The organism is Pantoea sp. SGAir0180 (assembly GCF_043546245.1).
Genome location: NZ_CP028072.1, coordinates 165751 through 185832 on the forward strand (window position 1 = coordinate 165751; position 20082 = coordinate 185832).

Here is a 20082-nt window from a genome sequence, read left to right on the forward strand (position 1 = left end):
ATAAGAAAGCGCTGCGATATCGCAGCGCACGTGTTCTGGGCCTGAAGCGATCAGGCCCAGTGACAGCGCATCAGAAACTTTCCCAGTTAACCTTGTCTGCGCCGGTGGTATTCAGTTGCGGTCTTTTTAACACAGGCGATGCATAGCTCACGGCTACAGGGGACGATACTGCCACCTGCGTGACGCTCTCGTTAACTTTGAACGTTGACACCAGTCTCGACAACGTTTCCGCCTGCTCCTGTAAAGATTTGGATGCAGATGAAGCTTCCTCAACCAGGGAGGCGTTCTGCTGCGTGACCTCATCCATCTGGCCGATAGCCTGGTGCACCTGCTCAATGCCTTTGCTTTGCTCGGCTGTAGCAGCGGCAATTTCATTAACCAGATCGGCAACCTGCTGAATAGCATGGCCCACGTTATCGGAGTTACTGCCTACGCTTGTTGCCTGCGTCAGCCCCTGTTCAACCTGCGAAACAGACGTGGTGATTAACTCTTTAATTTCACGAGCCGCGGATGACGAACGTTGTGCCAGATTGCGAACTTCTGATGCCACGACCGCAAAACCACGGCCATGCTCACCCGCACGGGCAGCTTCAACGGCGGCGTTAAGGGCCAGAATATTCGTCTGAAATGCAATACCTTCGATCAGCCCTGTGATATCAGATATTTTGGCTGAGCTACCGCGAATTTCATCCATCGTGGTCAGCATCTGACTCACGGCTTCGCCGTTCTGCCTGGACAGTTTATTGGCGTTATTGGCCAGGTTGCTGGCCTGGACTGCGCCCTCGGCATTTTGCCGTACGGTATCGCTGAGCGTAGCCATACTAACCGATGTCTCTTCCAGCGAGGCGGCCTGTTGCTCAGTGCGAGATGACAAATCTTCGTTGCCAGCCGCAATCTGCGTCGATCCTGTGCTGACGGATTGCGCCGCATGATTGACTGACAGCAGCGTAGTCGATACACGCTTAAGCAGATCATTAAACGCCATAGCCGTTTGACCAATCTCATCCTTTCTCAACACCGGCGCTAAGCGTGTCAGATCCAAATTGCTGCTCACTTCGGCCATGGTATCTTTGATGCTGGTAAGGCTACGTTTAATGCCAACAATAATGTTTATTGAGAACGCACCGAGCAGCAAAATAACCAACAGTGAGGCACAGGTCATCATCCAGACGGTTTTAGAATAAATCTGATTATTCTGTGCTCTGAGTGCATCACCAATCTGAATGTTCAGCTCAATTTGTTTAGTAAAATCAGACTCCATTTTACGTGCGGCAGCGCCAATGCCATTGTCACTTTGCAGGAGAGAAAGTGACAGTTCATTATTATGGCTACGTGAGGCAGCAAGAAAAGCAGGTAACGCGCTGCGGACCGCATCGAGGTTACGATTGGCCCCAACGGTCATTTCTTTATCTTCATCACTGGAAATATCATTCGCCATATAATAATCATTTAATGACTTGATGTTATTAATGATGGTATTAATTTTTTGCTCTGCTTCAGCCTGCTTAGCGCTGTCTGTCGCCGTCTGATGGCGATACAGGGCCAGCCCCAGTTGGTTAGTTGCGCTAATTGATTTATTCAGATCTTTAATGCTGGGAATAGCATTAACCTGAACATATTCAAAGCGCGACTGAAAGCCCGAAATCACAGATAAAGAAACAGCAACAAGCGCACAAAGTGATAAAGCAAGCAAAGAAAATGCCAGCACTAAACGCTGCGTGATTGTCATAGAAAAAACTCCCCCGGATAGGTAAAAACTACAATTATTTTCACAGGCCTTTATCGGCAAATAACTAACCGGCTTTACAACGTAATTTTATTTCCAGAACCTTGAAAAAAAGAAAACAGCGACTATGACGGGATATTTTGTCACTAACAGAAACTATAGGGTTAAATGTGAACAGGTTGTTTCATTAAAATATAACTCCATGATAATAAGCGCATATTGCTACGCACCGCCTGTGCGTTAAAATAGAACGTTCTCCATAATGACAACCGCAGTTCGTGCAGCTAAGGTAGCGGTTTTTACACAGAGATAATGATGGAAAGGTTATTCGTTTATGGCACTTTGCGCCCGGGCCACAGTAATGCCCACATTCTCGACAGGGTCGGAGGCAACTGGCAGGCAGGCTTTGTAAGCGGCATTTTCTATCCTCAGGGGTGCGGAGCAGCCGCAGGCTTTCCTGGTCTGGTGCTGGATAGCCGAGGTCCGCGCGTTGAGGGTTACGTTTTTAGTTCTGATAATCTCTTATCATACTGGTCCATGCTGGACGAATTTGAAGACGGGTACGATCGCCTCAGGACGGAAGTGACCCTTGAAAACGGTGACACTGTCACCGCTTACGTCTATCAACTGCAACCGCAATGCACACCGCCGCGCGCATAAACAGCTAATGCGCGTTTGTCAGCGCTTTACGCCTGAACCATTGCATGGGGCGGGCAAACATCACCAGGTTACCGCTTAAAATCAGTAGCAAGCCGGCCACACTATGACTTTGCCAGGTATAGCCTTCAAAAAGTGTGGAGAACGATAACGCGACCAGAGGGAACATAAGTGTGGTGTAGGCGGCTTTGCCCGCACTTGTGCGTTTGATCAGGGTGAAATAAGCCCAGAAAGCGATGACGGAACCAAACACCGCCAGATAAAGTAAGGCGCCGAGATAAGTGAAGGTCCATTGCGGTGAGAAGCTGGCACCACGAATAATAGCGATAAGGCCCATAACGAGAGCACCATAAAACATGGCCCAGGCGTTGGTGGTCATCGTCTCAAGATGCCGACGCTGATGGCGCAGGCTGATCATATTGCCTAATGAAAAACCAAAGGTACCCAGTGCTGACAGCCCCATTCCCATGAGCGCGTTACTGTTCCAGTCGCTGATATGCAGATCGTGCCAGAACAGGACGACCATGCCGGTTAATCCCAGTGCGGCGGCAAACCAGAAACGGGGGAGTGGGCGCTGGCCAAAGAAAATATAACTGTTTACCGCGTTATAGAGTACGGCCATCGAAAAAATCACCGACTCCAGGCCTGTATTAATGTAAGCCGCAGCCGTGTAAAAACACCAAAAATTAAAGCAAAACACACAGCATCCCTGGATCAGACAAAACAGATGGTCCTGCCATGCCAGACGGCGCAGGCGTCCCAGTAGCGTTAACAGGATCAGCATAATGACGCTGGCGATGGCAAACCGCCAGAATACCGAAACCGTGACATCCACGGGCCCCTGCTGTAAAAAAATAGCGATCCAGGTTGTTCCCCAAATCACGACCACAATGGCGTAAAGTAATGCGTTCATCGTTATCCCTCTGCCTCAAACTCTCTTCACTGTGACGTAATCGCGAGGGGTTGGCTTTCATCATGTTGCGGTCGGGTTGCAAAATCTTGCGCATTTTAGCGTGATACATCTGGCTACCTGACGTCTCTCATCCTAGACTGGACCCCTGTTTATCAAGCGGAAGCATGCCATGTCTCGCGTTTACGACACCTTTGAAACACTGCGTCAAAAAAAGGCCGTGCTACGGGAATCGGTGATGCTTAATTCGGGCATCCGACTGGCCGCCTGGCACAACAAACAAGACCGCGTTACCGTTAACAGCAATCATCATACGCTCAGCCTGTATATTGCTGATGGTTATGAGAGTTACCACAAAACGGCAAACGGATGGCGCAACGGCGGCGGACCGAATAAATTTTGCCTGATGCCGCAGCACAGTGAATCGACCTGGGATGTACGCAGCGATCTCTCCTTCGTGCATCTCTACTGCACAGATGAGCACCTGCGAGAGGTCGGTGAAAAGATTTGGGATCGCAGCCCGGCCTCGTTATCCCTCGATGAAAAGATTTTTGCCAGTGATGACACGATTACAGCGTTGTATCGCCAGTTTTTACTTAGCTGCGACTGGCAGCAGCCAGCCAATCAGCTGATGCTGAGTACCGCCAGCACGTTGTTGTTAACCCATCTGATTCAACACTATTCGTGTGTTCAGTGGCGGCTTCCCTCTGTCACGGGCGGACTTGCTCCCTATGTGTTGCGCAATACCCTGGCGTTTATTGATGCGCACCTGGCTCTGCCCCTTACTCTGAACGTTCTCGCCAGCCAGGCCAGTCTGAGTGAATATCATTTTGCCCGGATGTTTCGTCAGTCACTCGGCGTTGCACCTCACCAGTACGTGATGCAGCGCCGGATGGAAAACGCGCGTCAGATGATCGTATCGACATCATTGTCGTTAACCGAGATTGCACTGGAGAATGGTTTTAACTCACTGAGCCATTTCAGTAACCGGTTTAAGCAGGTGACCGGATCGACGCCGTCGCAGTTACGCATGGCCAGCGGCCCTGAATTGTTGTGAATCGTCTCAGTCATGGACGAAGTACCCCGCGAGTTAACCTAAACCAATCCTCACACATCGGCGGTTCGTGCTTTGACGCATTGTGTAACCTGATTACACTACGTGCAGATTCATTCGGACGCCCTGTGACGGGATAACTTTTTTTTACCCTTCCGGTGAGTAAAACGCTTTCGTGATGGTTTTGCTCACTCTGGAGGACAACAGACTTCCCGTCGCGATCACTGGCCTTTTGTCCGGTTAATCATGAATCAGACCATAAGGACCACCGTCATGTTTATGTTCAAAAATGCGCTATTCCCGCCTCCCGGATGGACGGCATCCTTGCTGTAAGGCATCCGTAAAGCGTTTTTAAACGCGAAACGGCAATGCGGCGATCCTGCCTTGCACAGCGGAACCACACCCTGACGTACTGGCAGACCTCACGCTGTTCCTGTGACGCGCTAATCCCGTTTTGAGTGAGGCGACTTTACGCCTTTACCAGAAACCGGTGAGCCCCTGCTCTGCCTGAAGCCATGAAACAAACCTGTCCTGCCCCGATTTGTTGCTTTCTGCACAGTAGGGTCAGGCGCTCATCATTAACCAGGGAGGAATACTATGAATCGTTCATCCGAAACCGCGATTACCCTGATCTTTCTTTTTGTCGGCTTTATCGTGATGTCGGCAGGTATTTGGCAAATACTGACGCAGTGAGGGAATGCAATGCGCAAGTTCACGCTTAACCAGATTTTTATTCAGGTTGTTGCCATAGCGGCCATCCTCATCCTGCTGACGATCGTGATTCGTTAACCACTCAGGACCAGACATTACCTGCGTCTGGTCCGTCAGATACCGGACCCGGTGGGCGCAGCGTAATGCCCACGACGGTGCCTGAGAACCCATTAAATTTTCTGGTCAAACATCCACTTTCACGGAACACACGTAACCAACCCCCATAAAACCTTCGCTTTCATAATCTTGCTCAACACCGCGCTATGCCTTATGCGCTACCGTCTGCTGGCAAAGGCTGAACGCCCCTGCAACCTTTTAAAAACCCTTAACAATTCACACTTTCTTTCAACGTCTCAGGGAATAATTATGAATGTATGCCACACTTTTTTTATTGGGGGACTGGCCGTAATCATGACGATGAGTAACGCGATGGCAACGAAAAATACTGAACTGAACGGATACCGTGAAGGCGCAAAGGTGATTGAAGTCCAACCTGTGCGCAACCAGATTGATGCGATCACTGGCGTGGTTTATTCGCAGATTACAACGCTACGATCGGTCAGACCGCTTCACATGTCATTACTGGTGCCCCGCACCGATACAGTCAAACCCGCAATTGTTTATTTTCCGGGCGGCGGTTTCACCAGTGCCGACCACGAGAAATTTATTCAAATGCGCATGGCGCTGGCAGAAGCCGGTTTTGTTGTAGCCGCTGCCGAATATCGCGTCGTACCGGATACCTTCCCTGCGCCGGTTGTTGACGGGAAAGCAGCCGTGCGCTATTTGAGACAACATGCAGAAACGTACGGTATTGATCCTCATCGTATTGGCGTTCTGGGCGACTCGGCTGGTGGCTGGATGGCTCAAATGCTGGGCATGACAAATGGCCAGACCGTGTTCGATCAAGGGGATTTCACAGATAAATCGTCTGATGTTCAGGCCGCCGCTACGATTTACGGTATTTCCGATCTGCGCAATATTGGCGAAGGCTTCTCTGAAGAGAATCAACAGGTCCACGCCTCACCGGCCGTCACTGAAGCCCTTTTGATTCATGGACCGGCCTTCCACAATTTTGCAGGCGCGTCTGTCATGGATGATCCCGATAAAGCCCGTCAGGCAAGTCCCATGGGCCATCTTGCGAACCCCAAACCGCCTTTCCTGATTATGCACGGTGATAAAGATTCACTCGTTTCACCGCATCAAAGTGCGCAACTCTTTGATGCGCTAAAAAAGGCAGGTGATCAGGTTGAGTACGTCGTGGTGAAAGGTGCAGAACATGGTGATGAGGTCTGGTATCAACCTGACGTCATCCGCCTGGTTGTGAACTGGTTTTCAGAGGTGCTGCACCCTGATACACGAACAGGCAGCAAGAGCACAGCCAATTTAAACGACAATTTGTAATGCACCAGGCAAACCACTTTATGTGGTTTGCCTGATCATCAATCTGCTGACACGTCAGCCATCAGGTCCGCGACAGTCTGTTTTGCCCCTTTGTCCAGTAGATGGAGATAGAACTTAACCACCTGCTGCACAAAACAGGGATTATCGGGTAGCGTGTGGCCGAATATAGCTTCCAGTCCTAACAGCGCTTTTACCCTCGCCTCCCCTTCTACGCTGCCGTCAACGACGGTTCGTATAGACGCCAATAAAGGATCGCAGACCTCAATCTCTTTTCCCTGGTCATCCTTACCGCTGACATAGCGCATCCATGCGGCAATACCTAATGCAAGCAGATCAAAACGGCTGCCGCGCTTGAGGTGCCTGCAAACGGAATGTAACCAACGTTGCGGTAACTTCTGGCTGCCATCCATCGCAATTTGCCAGGTACGATGCTGTAGCGCGGGATTTTCATAGCGTGCAATCAGCCGATCGGCATAATCGATCAAATCAACGTTCTTAACGGTTAGCGTCGGTGCCTGTTCTGTCAACATTAAGCGTCGTGCCGCAAGGCGAAAGTTCGGGTCCTGCATACAGTCATAAATATGCTCATAACCCGCAAGGTTGCCCAGGTAAGCCAGAAATGAATGGCTGCCGTTCAACATACGCAGTTTCATCTCTTCGTAGGGCAGCACGTCTTTGACTAACTCTGCACCGGCTTTTTCCCATGCCGGCCGCCCTGCGACGAAATTATCCTCAATAACCCACTGGCGAAAGGGCTCACAGGCTACCGCGACGGGATCGGCCACCTGAATAAGCGCCGCGATCGCGTCAAGACTCTGCGGATTCATCGCCGGTACGATACGGTCCACCATGGTTGAAGGGAACGTCACCTGCTGTTCAATCCAGTCTGCCAGGTCGTTGTCACGTTGTCGGGCAAAAGCACGCACGACCTGACCGATCACTTTTCCGTTTTCTGGAATATTGTCGCAGGACAACACAGTAAACGCAGGCAGACCAGCAGCCTTGCGACGCGCCAGTGCTTCAACGATGATCCCTGGCGCAGAAAGCGGCTGGTGAGGCTGAGCCAGATCAGCGACAATCTGAGGATGGTCGCGCATCAGCTCGCCCGTTGCCGGTGAATGACAATAGCCTTTCTCGGTAATCGTTAAGGAAACGATGGCAATTTCGGGCTGACACAGGGCGTGAAGTACGGCTTCGGTTCCATCGACCTGAGCGTGAAGCGCCTGCTTCACCACACCAATTACGCGCCCTTCCCAGCCATGAGCCGACATTTCTGCCACGCTGTACAATAATCCCTGACGTTTCAGATCGGCAATCTGTTGTTCCCCGCCGATGAGATTAACTTCGACGTAGCCCCAGTCGCTGTTATGTTCTGCTGCAAGAACATCGGCATAGACCGCCTGATGAGCCCGATGAAAAGCACCGAATCCAAGATGGACAATACGCGGGACGAGCTTATTCCTGTTCCATTTTGGAACCGTCGCCTTCGCATTCAGTAGAGTAGTTTGCATTTCTTTCTCACCTTATTTTTTATTAGCTGCGTGGACACTGACGTTAAATAACGGCAGCACCTGGAGATCGCCTTGATGTTTTCCTGTGCGGCGCCGTTTGGATCAAGCGCCTGAGAACACCACGGCAAAAGGAAAGTTTTTAAAACAGAACAGGTGCGAGAAGCCTATCGTCAGCGGCAGAATTGTTCCACTACCATACCAGTTATAAATAAAAAATGTGATGAATGGCAATTATGTCTTTGGGCAAAGTATTATTAATTAACAAAGAAAATAAAAATCATAACTTCTTTATAACTATAAATATTACTGGCACTACAGAAGAATTAACTTTCAAAAAGGCTGATACGTATTAACACGCTGTTTTGCGGTGCGAGTGAATAACCAAAATTTAAAAAAATACGAAAGATTGCTTATAAAAACGGCCGACCTCATCAGGCGTCATGTATAAAAAGACTTAATCGCACCAATGGGTTTAAGAGCACGGTGAGCTATTTCGCTACGGACAAAACGAAAATCAGGCAGAAACTCAACGCCGTGTTTGACAGGCGGGACATTAACGCTGAACGCTTTTTATTCCCTCATCTGGCGTCATTCGACGCGTACGTGGTAAGGCCGTCAGTTATGCCTCTGTGGAGCCGGAGCATTTAAACCAGTCCGATACGGTGCTGTATTGATATTGCACCCGCATGCGATGACAGACACCCGTTTCCCGACGCGTCGCTGTATTAAGGTTATATAGGTTCAGGTGCCTGTTTTATCGCGAAGGTTTTCACAGCCGCCCAGAAGCCGTATGCAGGGCAACGCAATCATGTCACCCTGAGCCTCCCTTCCCGCACAACACTATGCTTGCGTAATTTGCAGCGCCATATCAATCGAGATAGCCATACTTTCGGGATTCGCTTTACCGGTCCAGGCAATGTTAAAGGCCGTGCCATGATCGGCTGAGGTGCGCAGGAACGGTAAGCCTGCGGTAATATTTAAACCGTCGTAAAAGCCCAACAACTTGAGCGGAATATGGCCTTGATCATGATACATAGCCACAACAATGTCATACATGCCCTCATTGCATTGCATAAATACGGTGTCCGGCGGGCACGGGCCATAGACGTCTATGCCCTGCGCCTTCATCGCCTCAATCGCCGGTGTCAGCACGCGAATTTCCTCATCACCGAACAACCCATTTTCACCCGCGTGTGGGTTAACGCCCGCAACCGCAATACGCGGCTGGCTAAAGCCGACACGGCGCAAAAACGTATCGGCAATTCTGATTACCGTTTCAACGCGCGCCTGGCTGAGCGTATCCAGGAATGTCCGTAGAGAAATATGCGTGCTGACGTGGATCACTTTGAGTTTATCGGTGTAGAGCACCATCGAATAATCTTTGGTGTCAGTTAATTTTGCCAGTAATTCCGTATGGCCTGGATAATGATGGCCGGCCATATGCAGCGCTTCTTTATTCAGCGGAGCCGTCGCAATCGCTTTCACATCACCGCGCATCGCCATTTCTGTTGCACGTTTGATGCATCGATAAGCCACATCGCCCGCTTCAGGCTGCACAACCCCACACTGTAGTGCCTCCGGATGTGCCACTTTCTCATCGATAATATGAATAACGCCGGGCATAAAGAGGGCTTCGGACACGTTATTAATGACGTTTAATTCCGCCTGCGGCGTTATGTTCATTGCCAGTATGCGGCGGAACGTTTGTACACAACCGATAACCACAACGGGCGAACCCGCTAACGCGCCCTCGGTTAAGGCCTTAATAATAATTTCAGGACCGATCCCAGCCGGATCGCCCATCGTAATCGCCACAACATTCGTCACTTGTTTTCTCCTCAACGACGCTCAAAATTTTTAAAGGGGGAGGTTCATTACCCAAACACCGGCTTTCGTTAATACCGCCTGACGTCAGTCACAACCGGATGCATGCCCACCCGGAACATACCCCGCCGCCCTTCTGGGCCGGGTTACGCCCGGGCCGAGACGATTGCAGCAGTCCATTTAGCCAACCCTGACGTCTTGTCGCTAAAATCAGCCCAGCGTGCAAACCCACACTGCCGTCGTTGAGCGATTTCACTCATCCGGTCAACGGTCAGAGATCTGGCCCTCTTGTTTTGTCGCCCATGTCGTCAAAAGCGCCTGAATATCAGAGGCACAACGCACCTCATCAGTTTTCAGCCCTCACCCTAATGATTATATTCAATCATATTAGATTATATGTGAGCAAGATCAATTTAATAAAGCGCCATTTTATTTATAAATTTAGCCAGTGAGTGAGCGAAGTTAAGCGGAATGAAGAATTTCAGTCATTTATGGGGAGACAGACGTGGCATTAATTAACAGCACAATATTGAGCGGTTCCGGCGCGATAAAGGCACTGACGCCGGTCGTTACGGACAAACAACACCTGCTGGTTTTAACAGACAAGAACATTGTAAATTTGCCCGCGACCACGCAAATCCTGACGTTGCTCAGTCAGGATGGCCGTCACGTTAAACTGATCGATGATGTTCCGGCAGAACCCACGCATACCGATGTTGAAGCGGTGCTGTCGCGTACAGCAGGTAAAACGTTTGATTTAGTGGTGGGCATTGGCGGTGGAAGCGTACTGGATGTGGCGAAGCTGCTTTCTGTGTTATGTCACGTTGCGTCACCCTCCCTTAAAGCGCTGCTTGATGGCGGGAAAATTACAGCCCGTTTACCCTCACTGCTTATTCCCTCGACGGCGGGAACGGGTTCGGAAGCAACGCCCAATGCTATTCTGGCTATCCCTGAAAAAAACACCAAATCAGGCATCATTTCCCCTGTGATGCTGCCGGACTATGTCGCGTTAATTCCAGAACTGACCACCAGCATGCCTGCGCATATCGCCTCATCAACGGGCATTGATGCACTGTGCCATTTACTGGAATGTTATACCGCCACCATTTCGAACCCTGTGGGTGACAACGTTGCGCTGATGGGCCTGCATAAGCTGTTCCGGAATCTGGAAACATCCGTCACTGAACCGCATAACCTGAACGCGAAGCTGGAAATGCTATGGGCTTCTTATTATGGCGGCGCGGCAATCGCGCACGCCGGCACCCATCTTGTTCATGCGCTTTCGTATCCTCTGGGAGGCGCTTATCACCTGCCTCACGGCGTCGCCAATGCCATTCTGCTGGCACCCTGTATGAAAGTGGTGCGCCCGTTTGCCATCGACAAATTTGCCACTGTCTGGGACCTCATTCCGGGCGCCGATATCACATTGACCCCGGAAGAAAAATCGCACGCGCTGGTCGACTATCTCGCCAAATTAGTTAAACGGCTCAATCTGCCGGATAACCTGGAAACATTAGGTGTGCCGTCAGATGATATTGATGCGCTGAGCGAATCTGCACTCAATGTGAAGCGTTTAATGAACAATTCACCCTGCGCTGTAAGTCATCAGGATGTGGCTGATATTTACCGGGCCCTGTTCCCTAAAATTTAACCACCGAAAGGAGTGGGTAAAGATGAAAAAAATAGAAGGTGTACTTACAGCGATTGTGACGCCTTTTACTCAGGAAGGTGATCTTTATCTTGATGAACTGAAGCGCCAGGTTACCCGACAACTCAATGCCGGTAACGGTATTTTTTGCGGCGGCACAAATGGTGAGTTCTTTGTTCTCAACGAAAAAGAAAAGCTTACTGTTACAGAAACCTGTGTTAACGAAGTGTCGGGGCGGGCAAAGGTTGTTGCCCATATTGGTGAGATATCGACCCGGGACACCCTTCGCCTGGGTAAACAAATTGAAAAGCTGGGCGTGGATGCGGTTTCAGTAATCACGCCCTATTTTGTGCCGTTAAATCAACGCGAACTGATTAACCATTACACGGCAATTGCGGATGGCCTTTCCGTACCGGTTTTTCTGTACAACATTCCGGCCAGAACAGGCAATACGATTGAACCAGAAACCGCCCGCACCCTTGCTGCCCATCCCAATATCATTGGTGTAAAAGACAGTGCCGGAAGTCATGAAAGCCTGCGCGGCTATCTGGACGCGGTAAAAGAATGCGACAACTTTGACGTGCTTAACGGCCCTGATTCACTTATCCATCAAGGCTTTGTTGAAGGGTGCTCTGCCTGTATATCAGGTCTGGCTAACGTTGCACCGCGCCAGATAAATGCGATCTGGTCACGCTTTCATGCCGGCGATATTGACGGATCACGTCAGGCGCAGGAACAGGTCACAGGGTTACGCACCGATCTTTATAAGGTCGCCTTTTCACCTGCAGCAGTAAAAAAAGCGCTACAAATTTTAGGCCATAACGTGGGCGAGAGCCGTTATGCCATTCATTTTGACGCTGCGCAGAAAGAGGAAATTCGCAGAATCACTAACCTGTACCTGAAATGATAATAAGAATTTATAAATTTTAAATACCGGGAGCATAAAGCGCTCCCCGAATTTATCTTGCTCTATCTGAGGCTATAATGAAAACATTCAACGCTCAGGACACCCTGATAATTATCGGCATTGTATTGGCATATATTCTTTTTACCACCTGGCTGACATTCCGGTTACGTAGTAAAAACGCGGGCGATTTTATGGAAGGCTCAAGAGCCATGCCTGCCTTTATTGTAGGTATTCTGCTGATGTCAGAATATATCGGTGCAAAATCGACGATCGGCACGGCTCAGGCCGCCTTTGAAGGTGGGATTGCCGCGTCCTGGTCAGTCATTGGCGCCGCTATTGGCTTTCCCCTTTTTGGCATGATTCTGGTGAAACGCATTTATAATACCGGTAAAATTACCATCTCGGGTGCGATTGCTGAGAAGTACGGTAACAGCACCAAGAATATTATTTCACTGATCATGATTTATGCCCTGCTTTTGGTCAATGTGGGAAATTATGTCAGTGGTGCGGCGGCAATCGCCACTGTATTACACGTGACATTGCCGGTTGCCGCTTTTATTACGGCTGTAGTCAGTACGTTCTATTTTGCCTTCGGCGGTTTAAAAGGAATCGCCTGGGTCACCATGCTACACAGCGCGCTGAAATATTTTGGTATCCTGGCTATTCTTTGGTTTGCATTGTCACAAACGGGCGGCCTCAAGCCTATGATCAATGAAATGCCCGCTTATTACTGGACCTGGGACGGTAATATTGGCGCGTCAACCATTGTCGCCTGGCTTATCGGGACGATTGGCTCGATCTTCTGCACCCAGTTTGTCATTCAGGCTATCTCGTCGACCAGAAGTGTGAAGTCGGCGCAGCGCTCGACCTGGATTGCCTTTCTGTTCTGTATGCCGATTGCGTTGGCGATTGCCGTTATCGGTGTGGCAGCCAAATATCTCCACCCCAATATTGACAGCCTGTATGCATTGCCGGTGTTTCTGCAGGATATGAATCCCTGGCTGGCTGGTCTGGTAACGACCTCACTGGTTGCCTCTATATTTGTCAGCGTCAGTACCGTTGCCCTGGCTATCGCGTCGCTGGTGGTGAAGGATTTCTATGTGCCTTATTTCAAACCCACGACAGAGCAGGAATTTAAAACCACGCGCTGGTTGTCGCTGCTGATTGGCTTTCTGCCGCTGATCTTTGTCCTGTTTGTCCCTGAAGTTCTGAAACTGTCCTTCTTTACCCGAGCGATTCGCCTGTCTATCACCGTTGTCGCGGTCATTGCCTTCTATGCCCCGTTCTACAGAAGTACTCGCGGTGCCAATGCCGGCCTGATTGGTGCATGTGTCGTGACCTCAGTCTGGTATCTGGCAGGCGATCCGTTCGGTATTAATAACATGTATATCGCCCTACTGACGCCTGCATTGATCATGGCGATTGACCATATGATCCCCAGCAAAGCCAGAACCGCAGCGGCAGAACACGCCAGAGCTGCCGCAGGAAAAGGAGAATAAAATGACTGTAACCGTAACGCGTGATGGCATCCTGACGCCATGGGAAAAAGATGACCGCGTACTGACCGCAATGCTGCCTTCGTCATGTCCACAGAACCACGCCGCCAATATTTTACCGCTGCACGATGGTTCTCTGCTCTGCGTCTGGTTTGGCGGCACACAGGAAGGCATAGCCGATATCTCTGTCTGGTGCTCGCGCTTACCTGCAGGCAGCCATATCTGGAGTGAGGCGATAAAACTGTCCGACGATCCAACCCGTTCTGAGCAGAATCCCGTTCTGTTCCTCGCGCCCGACAACGTGCTGTGGCTGTTGTGGACCGCACAGCTGTCCGGTAATCAGTATACGGCGATTGTCCGCTACCGCCAGTCTGGCGATCTGGGTAAAACCTGGGGGCCCATTGACACGTTACTGGATAAACCGGGCACCTTTATTCGTCAGCCCATCACCGTGCTGGAAAACGGCAACTGGTTACTGCCGGTGTTTTACTGCCGCACGCAGCCGGGTGAAAAGTGGGTGGGTAACGACGATATCAGTGCGGTGAAGATTTCATCCGACCAGGGTAAAAGCTGGCGGGATGTGGTTGTGCCGGAAAGCCTGGGGTGCGTACATATGAATATCACTGCCCTGCAGGATGGTTCGCTGGTTGCCCTTTACCGCAGCCGTTGGGCAGACAATATCTATCTCAGCCGATCCACCGATGGTGGTGAGAGCTGGACAGCGCCTGAAGCCACGGTGTTACCTAACAACAATTCGTCAATTCAGGTGACGACGCTGCAAAGTGGCGAACTGGCGCTGGTGTTTAATAGCATGAGTGCAGCCGGGGCAACGGAACGTCGCGCGTCACTCTATGATGAGATCGATGACGGTGACGGCAGAAAGGAGCCAGAAGCAACCGGACGAAGCGCTTTCTGGGGGGCGCCACGCGCCCCAATGACTGTCGCAATTTCCGCCGATGGCGGCAAAACCTGGCCGTGGCAGAAAAACCTGGATGAAGGTGACGGTTACTGTATGACAAACAATTCTCAGGAAAAACTGAACCGTGAGTTTTCCTACCCGAGCATTAAACAGGATGCACAGGGTACCTTACATATCGCGTATACCTATTTCCGCCAGGCGATTAAATATGCGCGCGTCACACCCGACTGGGTGAAGGAGTAAGCAAATGATTATCGGCAATCTGAACGCCCTGCCACTGGCAGGGTTACCCGAACCCTTACTGGCTCTGCTCCGGTTACCCGACTGTTCTCTTGAAGCGCTGGCCGCAAGGGATATCGGTAGATGGCAGCCGGAAAATGCAGCGTGGTTTTGCACGATCCAACAGGCCACCACCCAGGACGCCACGCTGCGTCATACGGAATACCACCATCTTTGGACTGACATTCAGGTGATGCTGGAGGGTGAAGAGGTCATTTATGCTGGCACCCATTCCATTGCCAGGGCCGGAGATGAAGAGCGCAAACCCGATTTGTATATCGCGCAGCCAGAACCATTACCGGTTAGCATCACTTTGCGTAAGGGAGACTTTGCGGTCTTTTTGCCCGGTGAACCCCATCAGGCCCTCTGTGCCGCAGGCGCGCCAGTAGCCGTTCGTAAAGCCGTCTTTAAGGTACCGAAATCGATGTCAGGAGGTTGAGATGCGTCACGCTATCGTTACAGGCTACAGTTCTGGCATCGGCAAAGCGATTACTCAGGATTTATTACAAAAGGGCTGGAAAGTTACGGGGCTGAGCCGGACGCAGGGCGAGGCAGCCTTACCCAACCTGAACGGCATCGCCGTTGATCTCACTGATGCCGATCAATTCAGGTCGGCAATCAGCGGGCTTGAAACGCCGGATGCGCTGATTCACGCCGCAGGAATGATCGTCGCCGCCCCGCTGGGCGAACTGGACGGAGCGGCCAGCAAACGCTTGTGGTCGTTGCACGTTCACGCAGCCGAAGTGCTGATCAATCACTTTGCGCCAACGCTTAAGCCAGGCAGCAGGATCGTCGTTATCGGCAGTCGTACCTCGCGCGGTGCCGCCAATCGCTCGCAGTATGCGGCAACCAAAGCGGCGCTGGTTGGCATGGTCCGCTCATGGGGAATGGAACTGGCTCCTCGGCAGATTACGGTGAATGTTGTCGCTCCCGGCGCAACCGAAACGCCGATGCTGACCAAACCTGAACGGGCCTCATCCGCCCCCATCCTGCCGCCAATGGGACGCCTGATTCAGCCAGAAGAAGTGGCTTCACTGGTGAGTTATTTACTCAGTGAACGCGCTGCTCCCATCACAGGGCAGGAGCTGGTGATATGTGGAGGCGCTTCACTTAAAGCCTGATTTGCCGCGTGGTTAAACCCGCGTTTACCGGCTGGTTTAACCACGGCTGTCGCGCTTATTCCGGTGAAATGGCGTGAGCCCTTCCCCTTTTTCATTCACATTACGTCACAGGCTTTGCCCGCATAGCGATCTAAAACTCTTCCGGCTCGCCGGGTAGTGGTTCGGTCAGTGCCTGCCCTTTCACACCCGCGTACGTGATAATCAGCTCAGCAGAACTTTCCAGCGTAAAACCACGATGCGCACTGTTGATGGTTTCATTCAACGCTTCACCAGCCTGAAAAGTTTGCTGCTCACCCGTTTCTTTATCCTCCACCACTAACGTCCCTGAAAGGACAAACGCTGCATTGGGCATCGGATGAGTATGCCAGGGCAAGGCGGTTTGCGCCGGAAGGGTTAAGCGTATGACTGTCAGTTCGGGTTGTCCCTGCGGATAAGCGTCAATATGTTGGCCATTCCATGCTTGGCAACTTTTGAGCAGCGTTACCGCCTTAATTTCTGATGCTGATGCGTTATCGCTGTTTTCACCTGACATCGTTTCTCCTGTTAATGACGCCCCGGGCCGGGCTGAGTGACTCGTTTAAAAATAGCTGATAATTCGCCAGCACACTTAATATCAGCAATTGAAAGGCGGCGGAGACAGCGATAACAGCGCTGATGTTTTTTTATCCCAATCAGAGCATGATGGTTATATCTTATAGCGACGCGTAAGTACGCAATACCGTGAATTTGTATTAGGCTTTCGGCATCAAATACTGATGGGAATCCCTACACATGAAAGGTTTATTGACGGCGCTAATCGCCAGTTCCGTATTATTATTGTCCGCCTGCTCGCCTGATAACGATCATAAAGTGAAAGTGGCTATTAATACGGGTCCTGATGAAGCTATCTGGAAAGAAGTACAGAAAGTAGCCAAAGATAAGTATCAGCTGGATGTTGAAGTGCTGAACTTCAATGATTATGTTTTGCCCAATGAAGCACTGAATAATAAAGAAGTGGATGCGAACGCCTTTCAAAGCCTGCCTTACCTTGAAGAGCAGTCAAAGGAGCGCGGCTATAAATTTGCCGTTGTGGGCAAAACGTTTGTTTTCCCTATCGCTGCCTATTCGCACAAAATTAAAAATATCAGTGAGCTGAAGGATGGCGATACCATTACGATATCAAATGAAGCCACCACGCTTGGACGCAGCCTGCTGCTATTACAGGCTCAGGGGCTGATTAAGCTAAAAGACGGTGTGGGTTATTTACCAACATCGCTGGATATTACCGATAATCCCAAACATCTGAAGCTAGTCGAAGTGGATACACCACAGCTTACCCGCACGCTGGACGACCCAAACGTCACCCTTTCCATTATTAATACCAACTTCTCTGCGCAGGCGGGGTTATCTGCTCATCGCGATGGTTTGTTTATGGAAAGCGCCTCTTCGCCGTACGTTAACGCCCTGGTTTCACGTCAGGACAATAAAGACAGCGATAAGATTCAAAAGCTGAAAGCTGCATTTCAGTCTCCTGAGGTCGCAGCAAAAGCAGAAGACGTTTATAAAGGCGATGCCATTAAAGGTTGGTAAATCCGACAGCCTGGGGCAAGCCGCGCAGCAGGCGGCCTGTTCCAGGCATAACGTGCCGTCAGGCGGCAGCGCCTTTGGTTTGTGCGGAAAGATGCCCGGCCCATAAGCTGGCAATCCACCGGACCCCTTTCGTGGTAAACCGCGCCTGTGAGAAAGTATGCTGATTTTCTGCCGTTCCTGCGTGCAGGGTAAAGTAACCCGCCTGCAGATGGTAATGCTGTGGTGTCAATGCGCCCTTTTCACGGTACATGATATTGCGGTCGAGCAGAAACTGACGAAAATCCGTTTCTTTCACTTTCAGCATTTTACACAGCTGACGAAAACCGAGCGCGGTGTCCACATTCACGAAATCGTCGAAAAAGGCGGCTTTTGGCGCAGATTCGGCCAGTTGCTTTTCTGCAGCACGGCGCTGTTCAAACTGCTCCGCCCAGGCGCGGGCCGCCTCGGCGGGATTCGTGAAATCAGGGAGATGAACGCGTTCTTCACGCGCCTGCCAGCGATCAAGCGCTTCCGCGGTAAAGCCAGGCGAAAGCCGGGCCACCGCCAGAAGGGAATCGCGTTTATTCAGGTGATATTCCTGGCGCATTTCGCCCTGGTGTTCATAGAGATTGACCAAAAGTGGCTGGGACAGGCGCTGTGCCGTTTCAAGGCTTTTGATTAACCGTTTAACTTCACCATGTGTATTTCCGGTCATTTGAGCAATTTCCCGGCTACTCATTGTGATGGCATGATCCGTTGCGTTGAAAGTTTCTGTCGACATCATCATGGGCTTTACCCCCTAATCATTCCAGACAACACCCAGCGGGCAGTGGAATAATTATACAATTACCTGTTTAAATATCCAGTATTATTTTTAAGCAACATCATAAATGGAATGCGTTACACAATCGAACAGCGATCGCGATACCGGAGGCACGCAAAGCATGGCCCTGTGCTTTTCACCTTGCCAGGGAACCCGGGGCACACGCGGAAGACCGCAAAAGCGAGTGAAAGGTAAGCGCACGGGGTTTACATCGGTTTATACTGTCCGCTATTCATCACTGAATTCAGCCGGATACTGCTGTCCGGCAGCGGGATCGATGTCTTTATGATGTGTGACTGGCAATGGTACGCATCAGAGAATTTATAGTCATTCGGTAAGATGAGCGCGTCTGCCGATCTCTCAGGAACCGGATGTCACGTTGACTGGAGTAAGTTATGCAACCGTTAAGAGTCGCCTTTATCAAGGCAAACTGGCACAGCGAGATTGTTTCTCAAACCCTGGCTGGATTTCAGCAGGAAATGGACAACAGCAGCACGCCCTGTGAAATTAAAACCTGGGATGTGCCTGGCGCCTTCGAAATGCCGTTACTGGCACAACGCCTGGCACAAACCGGTAAGTTCGATGCAATCGTCTGTGCGGCTCTGGTCGTGGATGGTGGCATTTACCGCCACGATTTTGTCGCTCAGGCCGTCGTGAACGGACTCATGCAGGCACAACTGGCGACCAACGTGCCCGTGTTTTCCGTCTCACTGACACCACATAATTTTCAGCCTGCCGATGAATTCATTCGCTTCTACACCGAGCATTTTGTGAAAAAAGGCAAAGAAGCGGCACGCGCAGTCCGTCAAATTCACGCCATTTCACTGTAAACGCACGTGGTTTTGTCTGTTTAACAGTCTGTTTATCACAGCCAGGCGGCGCGCTTATCCAGAGTGCCGCTATTTCAGGAGACAGTATGGAAGCCCCACGCCAGCCTTTACCACCGTTTACCGATGTACAACAGGCCATAACGAAAGTGCGTCTGGCCGAAGATGCCTGGAACAGCCGCGACCCCGAACGCGTTTCACTGGCTTACTCGCCTGACAGCGTCTGGCGAAATCGCGATATCTTCCTGAGCGGACGTAGCGAAATCGTGGCGTTTTTGCGCGAGAAATGGCAGCAAGAAGCCGAGTATCGGCTGATAAAAGAGCTGTGGAGTTTTCACTCAAACCGCATTGCGGTTCGGTTTGCCTATGAATGGCATGACAGCGCGGCAAACTGGTTTCGTTCTTATGGCAATGAAAACTGGGAATTTGACGAGAATGGCTTCATGGTCAGGCGCCACGCCAGCATAAACGATGTGGCGATTGCCGAGAGTCAGCGTTTGTTTCACTGGCCTCAGGGCCGCCGACCGGACGACCATCCTTCACTCAGTGATCTTGGCCTGTAGGCAATTTCCGTGAAACATGTCTGAGATCCACCTGACGCACCTTCTCGCGTCGGGTGAGACAGAAAAGAACAGCACCATATTGTCTGAACCGTTCACCTTCAGGCTGTAAACAGCAGCCCTGACTTTCACACTACCTGGGCATTTTAGTTCCGGCAAG

The 20082-nt window shown here is 50.8% G+C and carries 20 protein-coding genes; 14 read left to right on the forward strand and 6 right to left on the reverse strand.

The window, feature by feature from the left end:
• Positions 1-70: 70 nt before the first annotated feature.
• Positions 71-1729, reverse strand: a complete 1659-nt coding sequence (locus C1N58_RS21420; RefSeq protein ID WP_394564912.1) for a methyl-accepting chemotaxis protein — start codon at positions 1727-1729, stop codon at positions 71-73.
• 312 nt (positions 1730-2041) lie between these two features.
• On the opposite strand from C1N58_RS21420, the gene C1N58_RS21425 reads away from it, so the two are divergent.
• Complete coding sequence (locus C1N58_RS21425; protein ID WP_044243074.1) at positions 2042-2386, forward strand: gamma-glutamylcyclotransferase family protein; 345 nt, start codon at positions 2042-2044, stop codon at positions 2384-2386.
• 4 nt (positions 2387-2390) lie between these two features.
• Here C1N58_RS21425 and C1N58_RS21430 read toward each other — a convergent pair whose 3' ends face one another.
• On the reverse strand, positions 2391-3296 hold the full coding sequence (locus C1N58_RS21430) for a DMT family transporter (RefSeq protein ID WP_394551104.1): 906 nt from the start codon (positions 3294-3296) through the stop codon (positions 2391-2393).
• A gap of 169 nt (positions 3297-3465) precedes the next feature.
• Between C1N58_RS21430 and C1N58_RS21435 the strand changes: the two genes are divergently transcribed.
• The 4 genes from C1N58_RS21435 (at position 3466) to C1N58_RS21450 (ending at position 6459) form a co-directional block, all read left to right on the forward strand.
• On the forward strand, positions 3466-4350 hold the full coding sequence (locus tag C1N58_RS21435) for a helix-turn-helix transcriptional regulator (protein ID WP_394551102.1): 885 nt from the start codon (positions 3466-3468) through the stop codon (positions 4348-4350).
• A gap of 594 nt (positions 4351-4944) precedes the next feature.
• Entirely contained in the window at positions 4945-5040 is a 96-nt protein-coding gene (gene mgtR, locus C1N58_RS21440; RefSeq protein WP_110268492.1) for a protein MgtR, read from the forward strand.
• A gap of 9 nt (positions 5041-5049) precedes the next feature.
• Positions 5050-5136: a magnesium transporter protection protein MgtU gene (mgtU, locus tag C1N58_RS21445; RefSeq protein WP_353247409.1), complete on the forward strand. Its 87-nt coding sequence runs from the start codon at positions 5050-5052 to the stop codon at positions 5134-5136.
• Between the two features lie 288 nt (positions 5137-5424).
• Positions 5425-6459 carry an alpha/beta hydrolase fold domain-containing protein gene (locus C1N58_RS21450; RefSeq protein WP_394551100.1) on the forward strand — a complete coding sequence of 345 codons (1035 nt, stop codon included), beginning with the start codon at positions 5425-5427 and terminating at the stop codon, positions 6457-6459.
• Positions 6460-6497: 38 nt separating this feature from the next.
• Here C1N58_RS21450 and C1N58_RS21455 read toward each other — a convergent pair whose 3' ends face one another.
• Both C1N58_RS21455 and C1N58_RS21460 read right to left on the reverse strand, forming a co-directional pair.
• Positions 6498-7970, reverse strand: a complete 1473-nt coding sequence (locus C1N58_RS21455) for a mannitol dehydrogenase family protein (protein WP_394564913.1) — start codon at positions 7968-7970, stop codon at positions 6498-6500.
• A gap of 840 nt (positions 7971-8810) precedes the next feature.
• On the reverse strand, positions 8811-9797 hold the full coding sequence (locus C1N58_RS21460; protein WP_394564914.1) for a D-threonate 4-phosphate dehydrogenase: 987 nt from the start codon (positions 9795-9797) through the stop codon (positions 8811-8813).
• Between the two features lie 502 nt (positions 9798-10299).
• On the opposite strand from C1N58_RS21460, the gene C1N58_RS21465 reads away from it, so the two are divergent.
• The 6 genes from C1N58_RS21465 (at position 10300) to C1N58_RS21490 (ending at position 16164) form a co-directional block, all read left to right on the forward strand.
• Complete coding sequence (locus C1N58_RS21465) at positions 10300-11445, forward strand: iron-containing alcohol dehydrogenase (RefSeq protein WP_394564915.1); 1146 nt, start codon at positions 10300-10302, stop codon at positions 11443-11445.
• Between the two features lie 22 nt (positions 11446-11467).
• On the forward strand, positions 11468-12349 hold the full coding sequence (locus tag C1N58_RS21470) for a dihydrodipicolinate synthase family protein (protein ID WP_394551092.1): 882 nt from the start codon (positions 11468-11470) through the stop codon (positions 12347-12349).
• A gap of 77 nt (positions 12350-12426) precedes the next feature.
• Positions 12427-13848 carry a sodium:solute symporter family protein gene (locus tag C1N58_RS21475; protein ID WP_039339478.1) on the forward strand — a complete coding sequence of 474 codons (1422 nt, stop codon included), beginning with the start codon at positions 12427-12429 and terminating at the stop codon, positions 13846-13848.
• Position 13849: 1 nt separating this feature from the next.
• On the forward strand, positions 13850-15007 hold the full coding sequence (locus tag C1N58_RS21480; protein WP_394564916.1) for a sialidase family protein: 1158 nt from the start codon (positions 13850-13852) through the stop codon (positions 15005-15007).
• 4 nt (positions 15008-15011) lie between these two features.
• Positions 15012-15482 (forward strand): YhcH/YjgK/YiaL family protein, encoded by a 471-nt coding sequence (locus tag C1N58_RS21485; protein ID WP_394551088.1) that lies wholly within the window; start codon positions 15012-15014, stop codon positions 15480-15482.
• Position 15483: 1 nt separating this feature from the next.
• Complete coding sequence (locus C1N58_RS21490) at positions 15484-16164, forward strand: SDR family NAD(P)-dependent oxidoreductase (RefSeq protein ID WP_394551085.1); 681 nt, start codon at positions 15484-15486, stop codon at positions 16162-16164.
• Between the two features lie 130 nt (positions 16165-16294).
• Here C1N58_RS21490 and C1N58_RS21495 read toward each other — a convergent pair whose 3' ends face one another.
• Entirely contained in the window at positions 16295-16696 is a 402-nt protein-coding gene (locus tag C1N58_RS21495) for a cupin domain-containing protein (RefSeq protein WP_394564917.1), read from the reverse strand.
• 239 nt (positions 16697-16935) lie between these two features.
• On the opposite strand from C1N58_RS21495, the gene C1N58_RS21500 reads away from it, so the two are divergent.
• Complete coding sequence (locus C1N58_RS21500; protein ID WP_033742422.1) at positions 16936-17733, forward strand: MetQ/NlpA family ABC transporter substrate-binding protein; 798 nt, start codon at positions 16936-16938, stop codon at positions 17731-17733.
• Positions 17734-17791: 58 nt separating this feature from the next.
• Here C1N58_RS21500 and C1N58_RS21505 read toward each other — a convergent pair whose 3' ends face one another.
• On the reverse strand, positions 17792-18499 hold the full coding sequence (locus C1N58_RS21505) for a phage antirepressor KilAC domain-containing protein (protein WP_006121973.1): 708 nt from the start codon (positions 18497-18499) through the stop codon (positions 17792-17794).
• Positions 18500-18930: 431 nt separating this feature from the next.
• On the opposite strand from C1N58_RS21505, the gene C1N58_RS21510 reads away from it, so the two are divergent.
• Both C1N58_RS21510 and C1N58_RS21515 read left to right on the forward strand, forming a co-directional pair.
• The gene (locus C1N58_RS21510; RefSeq protein ID WP_006121974.1) at positions 18931-19365 is read left to right on the forward strand and encodes a 6,7-dimethyl-8-ribityllumazine synthase; all 435 of its coding nucleotides are present in this window, start codon (positions 18931-18933) and stop codon (positions 19363-19365) included.
• An 86-nt stretch (positions 19366-19451) separates the two neighbouring features.
• Positions 19452-19925, forward strand: a complete 474-nt coding sequence (locus C1N58_RS21515; RefSeq protein WP_394564918.1) for a nuclear transport factor 2 family protein — start codon at positions 19452-19454, stop codon at positions 19923-19925.
• Positions 19926-20082: the final 157 nt, after the last annotated feature.

Bases quoted from the DNA above. Each gene is read 5' to 3' on its own strand.
- C1N58_RS21420 (WP_394564912.1), bottom strand. From the start codon at position 1,729: ATGACAATCACGCAGCGTTTAGTGCTGGCATTTTCTTTGCTTGCTTTA.
- C1N58_RS21425 (WP_044243074.1), top strand. From the start codon at position 2,042: ATGGAAAGGTTATTCGTTTATGGCACTTTGCGCCCGGGCCACAGTAAT.
- C1N58_RS21430 (WP_394551104.1), bottom strand. From the start codon at position 3,296: ATGAACGCATTACTTTACGCCATTGTGGTCGTGATTTGGGGAACAACC.
- C1N58_RS21435 (WP_394551102.1), top strand. From the start codon at position 3,466: ATGTCTCGCGTTTACGACACCTTTGAAACACTGCGTCAAAAAAAGGCC.
- mgtR (WP_110268492.1), top strand. From the start codon at position 4,945: ATGAATCGTTCATCCGAAACCGCGATTACCCTGATCTTTCTTTTTGTC.
- mgtU (WP_353247409.1), top strand. From the start codon at position 5,050: ATGCGCAAGTTCACGCTTAACCAGATTTTTATTCAGGTTGTTGCCATA.
- C1N58_RS21450 (WP_394551100.1), top strand. From the start codon at position 5,425: ATGAATGTATGCCACACTTTTTTTATTGGGGGACTGGCCGTAATCATG.
- C1N58_RS21455 (WP_394564913.1), bottom strand. From the start codon at position 7,970: ATGCAAACTACTCTACTGAATGCGAAGGCGACGGTTCCAAAATGGAAC.
- C1N58_RS21470 (WP_394551092.1), top strand. From the start codon at position 11,468: ATGAAAAAAATAGAAGGTGTACTTACAGCGATTGTGACGCCTTTTACT.
- C1N58_RS21475 (WP_039339478.1), top strand. From the start codon at position 12,427: ATGAAAACATTCAACGCTCAGGACACCCTGATAATTATCGGCATTGTA.
- C1N58_RS21480 (WP_394564916.1), top strand. From the start codon at position 13,850: ATGACTGTAACCGTAACGCGTGATGGCATCCTGACGCCATGGGAAAAA.
- C1N58_RS21485 (WP_394551088.1), top strand. From the start codon at position 15,012: ATGATTATCGGCAATCTGAACGCCCTGCCACTGGCAGGGTTACCCGAA.
- C1N58_RS21490 (WP_394551085.1), top strand. From the start codon at position 15,484: ATGCGTCACGCTATCGTTACAGGCTACAGTTCTGGCATCGGCAAAGCG.
- C1N58_RS21495 (WP_394564917.1), bottom strand. From the start codon at position 16,696: ATGTCAGGTGAAAACAGCGATAACGCATCAGCATCAGAAATTAAGGCG.
- C1N58_RS21500 (WP_033742422.1), top strand. From the start codon at position 16,936: ATGAAAGGTTTATTGACGGCGCTAATCGCCAGTTCCGTATTATTATTG.
- C1N58_RS21505 (WP_006121973.1), bottom strand. From the start codon at position 18,499: ATGATGATGTCGACAGAAACTTTCAACGCAACGGATCATGCCATCACA.
- C1N58_RS21510 (WP_006121974.1), top strand. From the start codon at position 18,931: ATGCAACCGTTAAGAGTCGCCTTTATCAAGGCAAACTGGCACAGCGAG.
- C1N58_RS21515 (WP_394564918.1), top strand. From the start codon at position 19,452: ATGGAAGCCCCACGCCAGCCTTTACCACCGTTTACCGATGTACAACAG.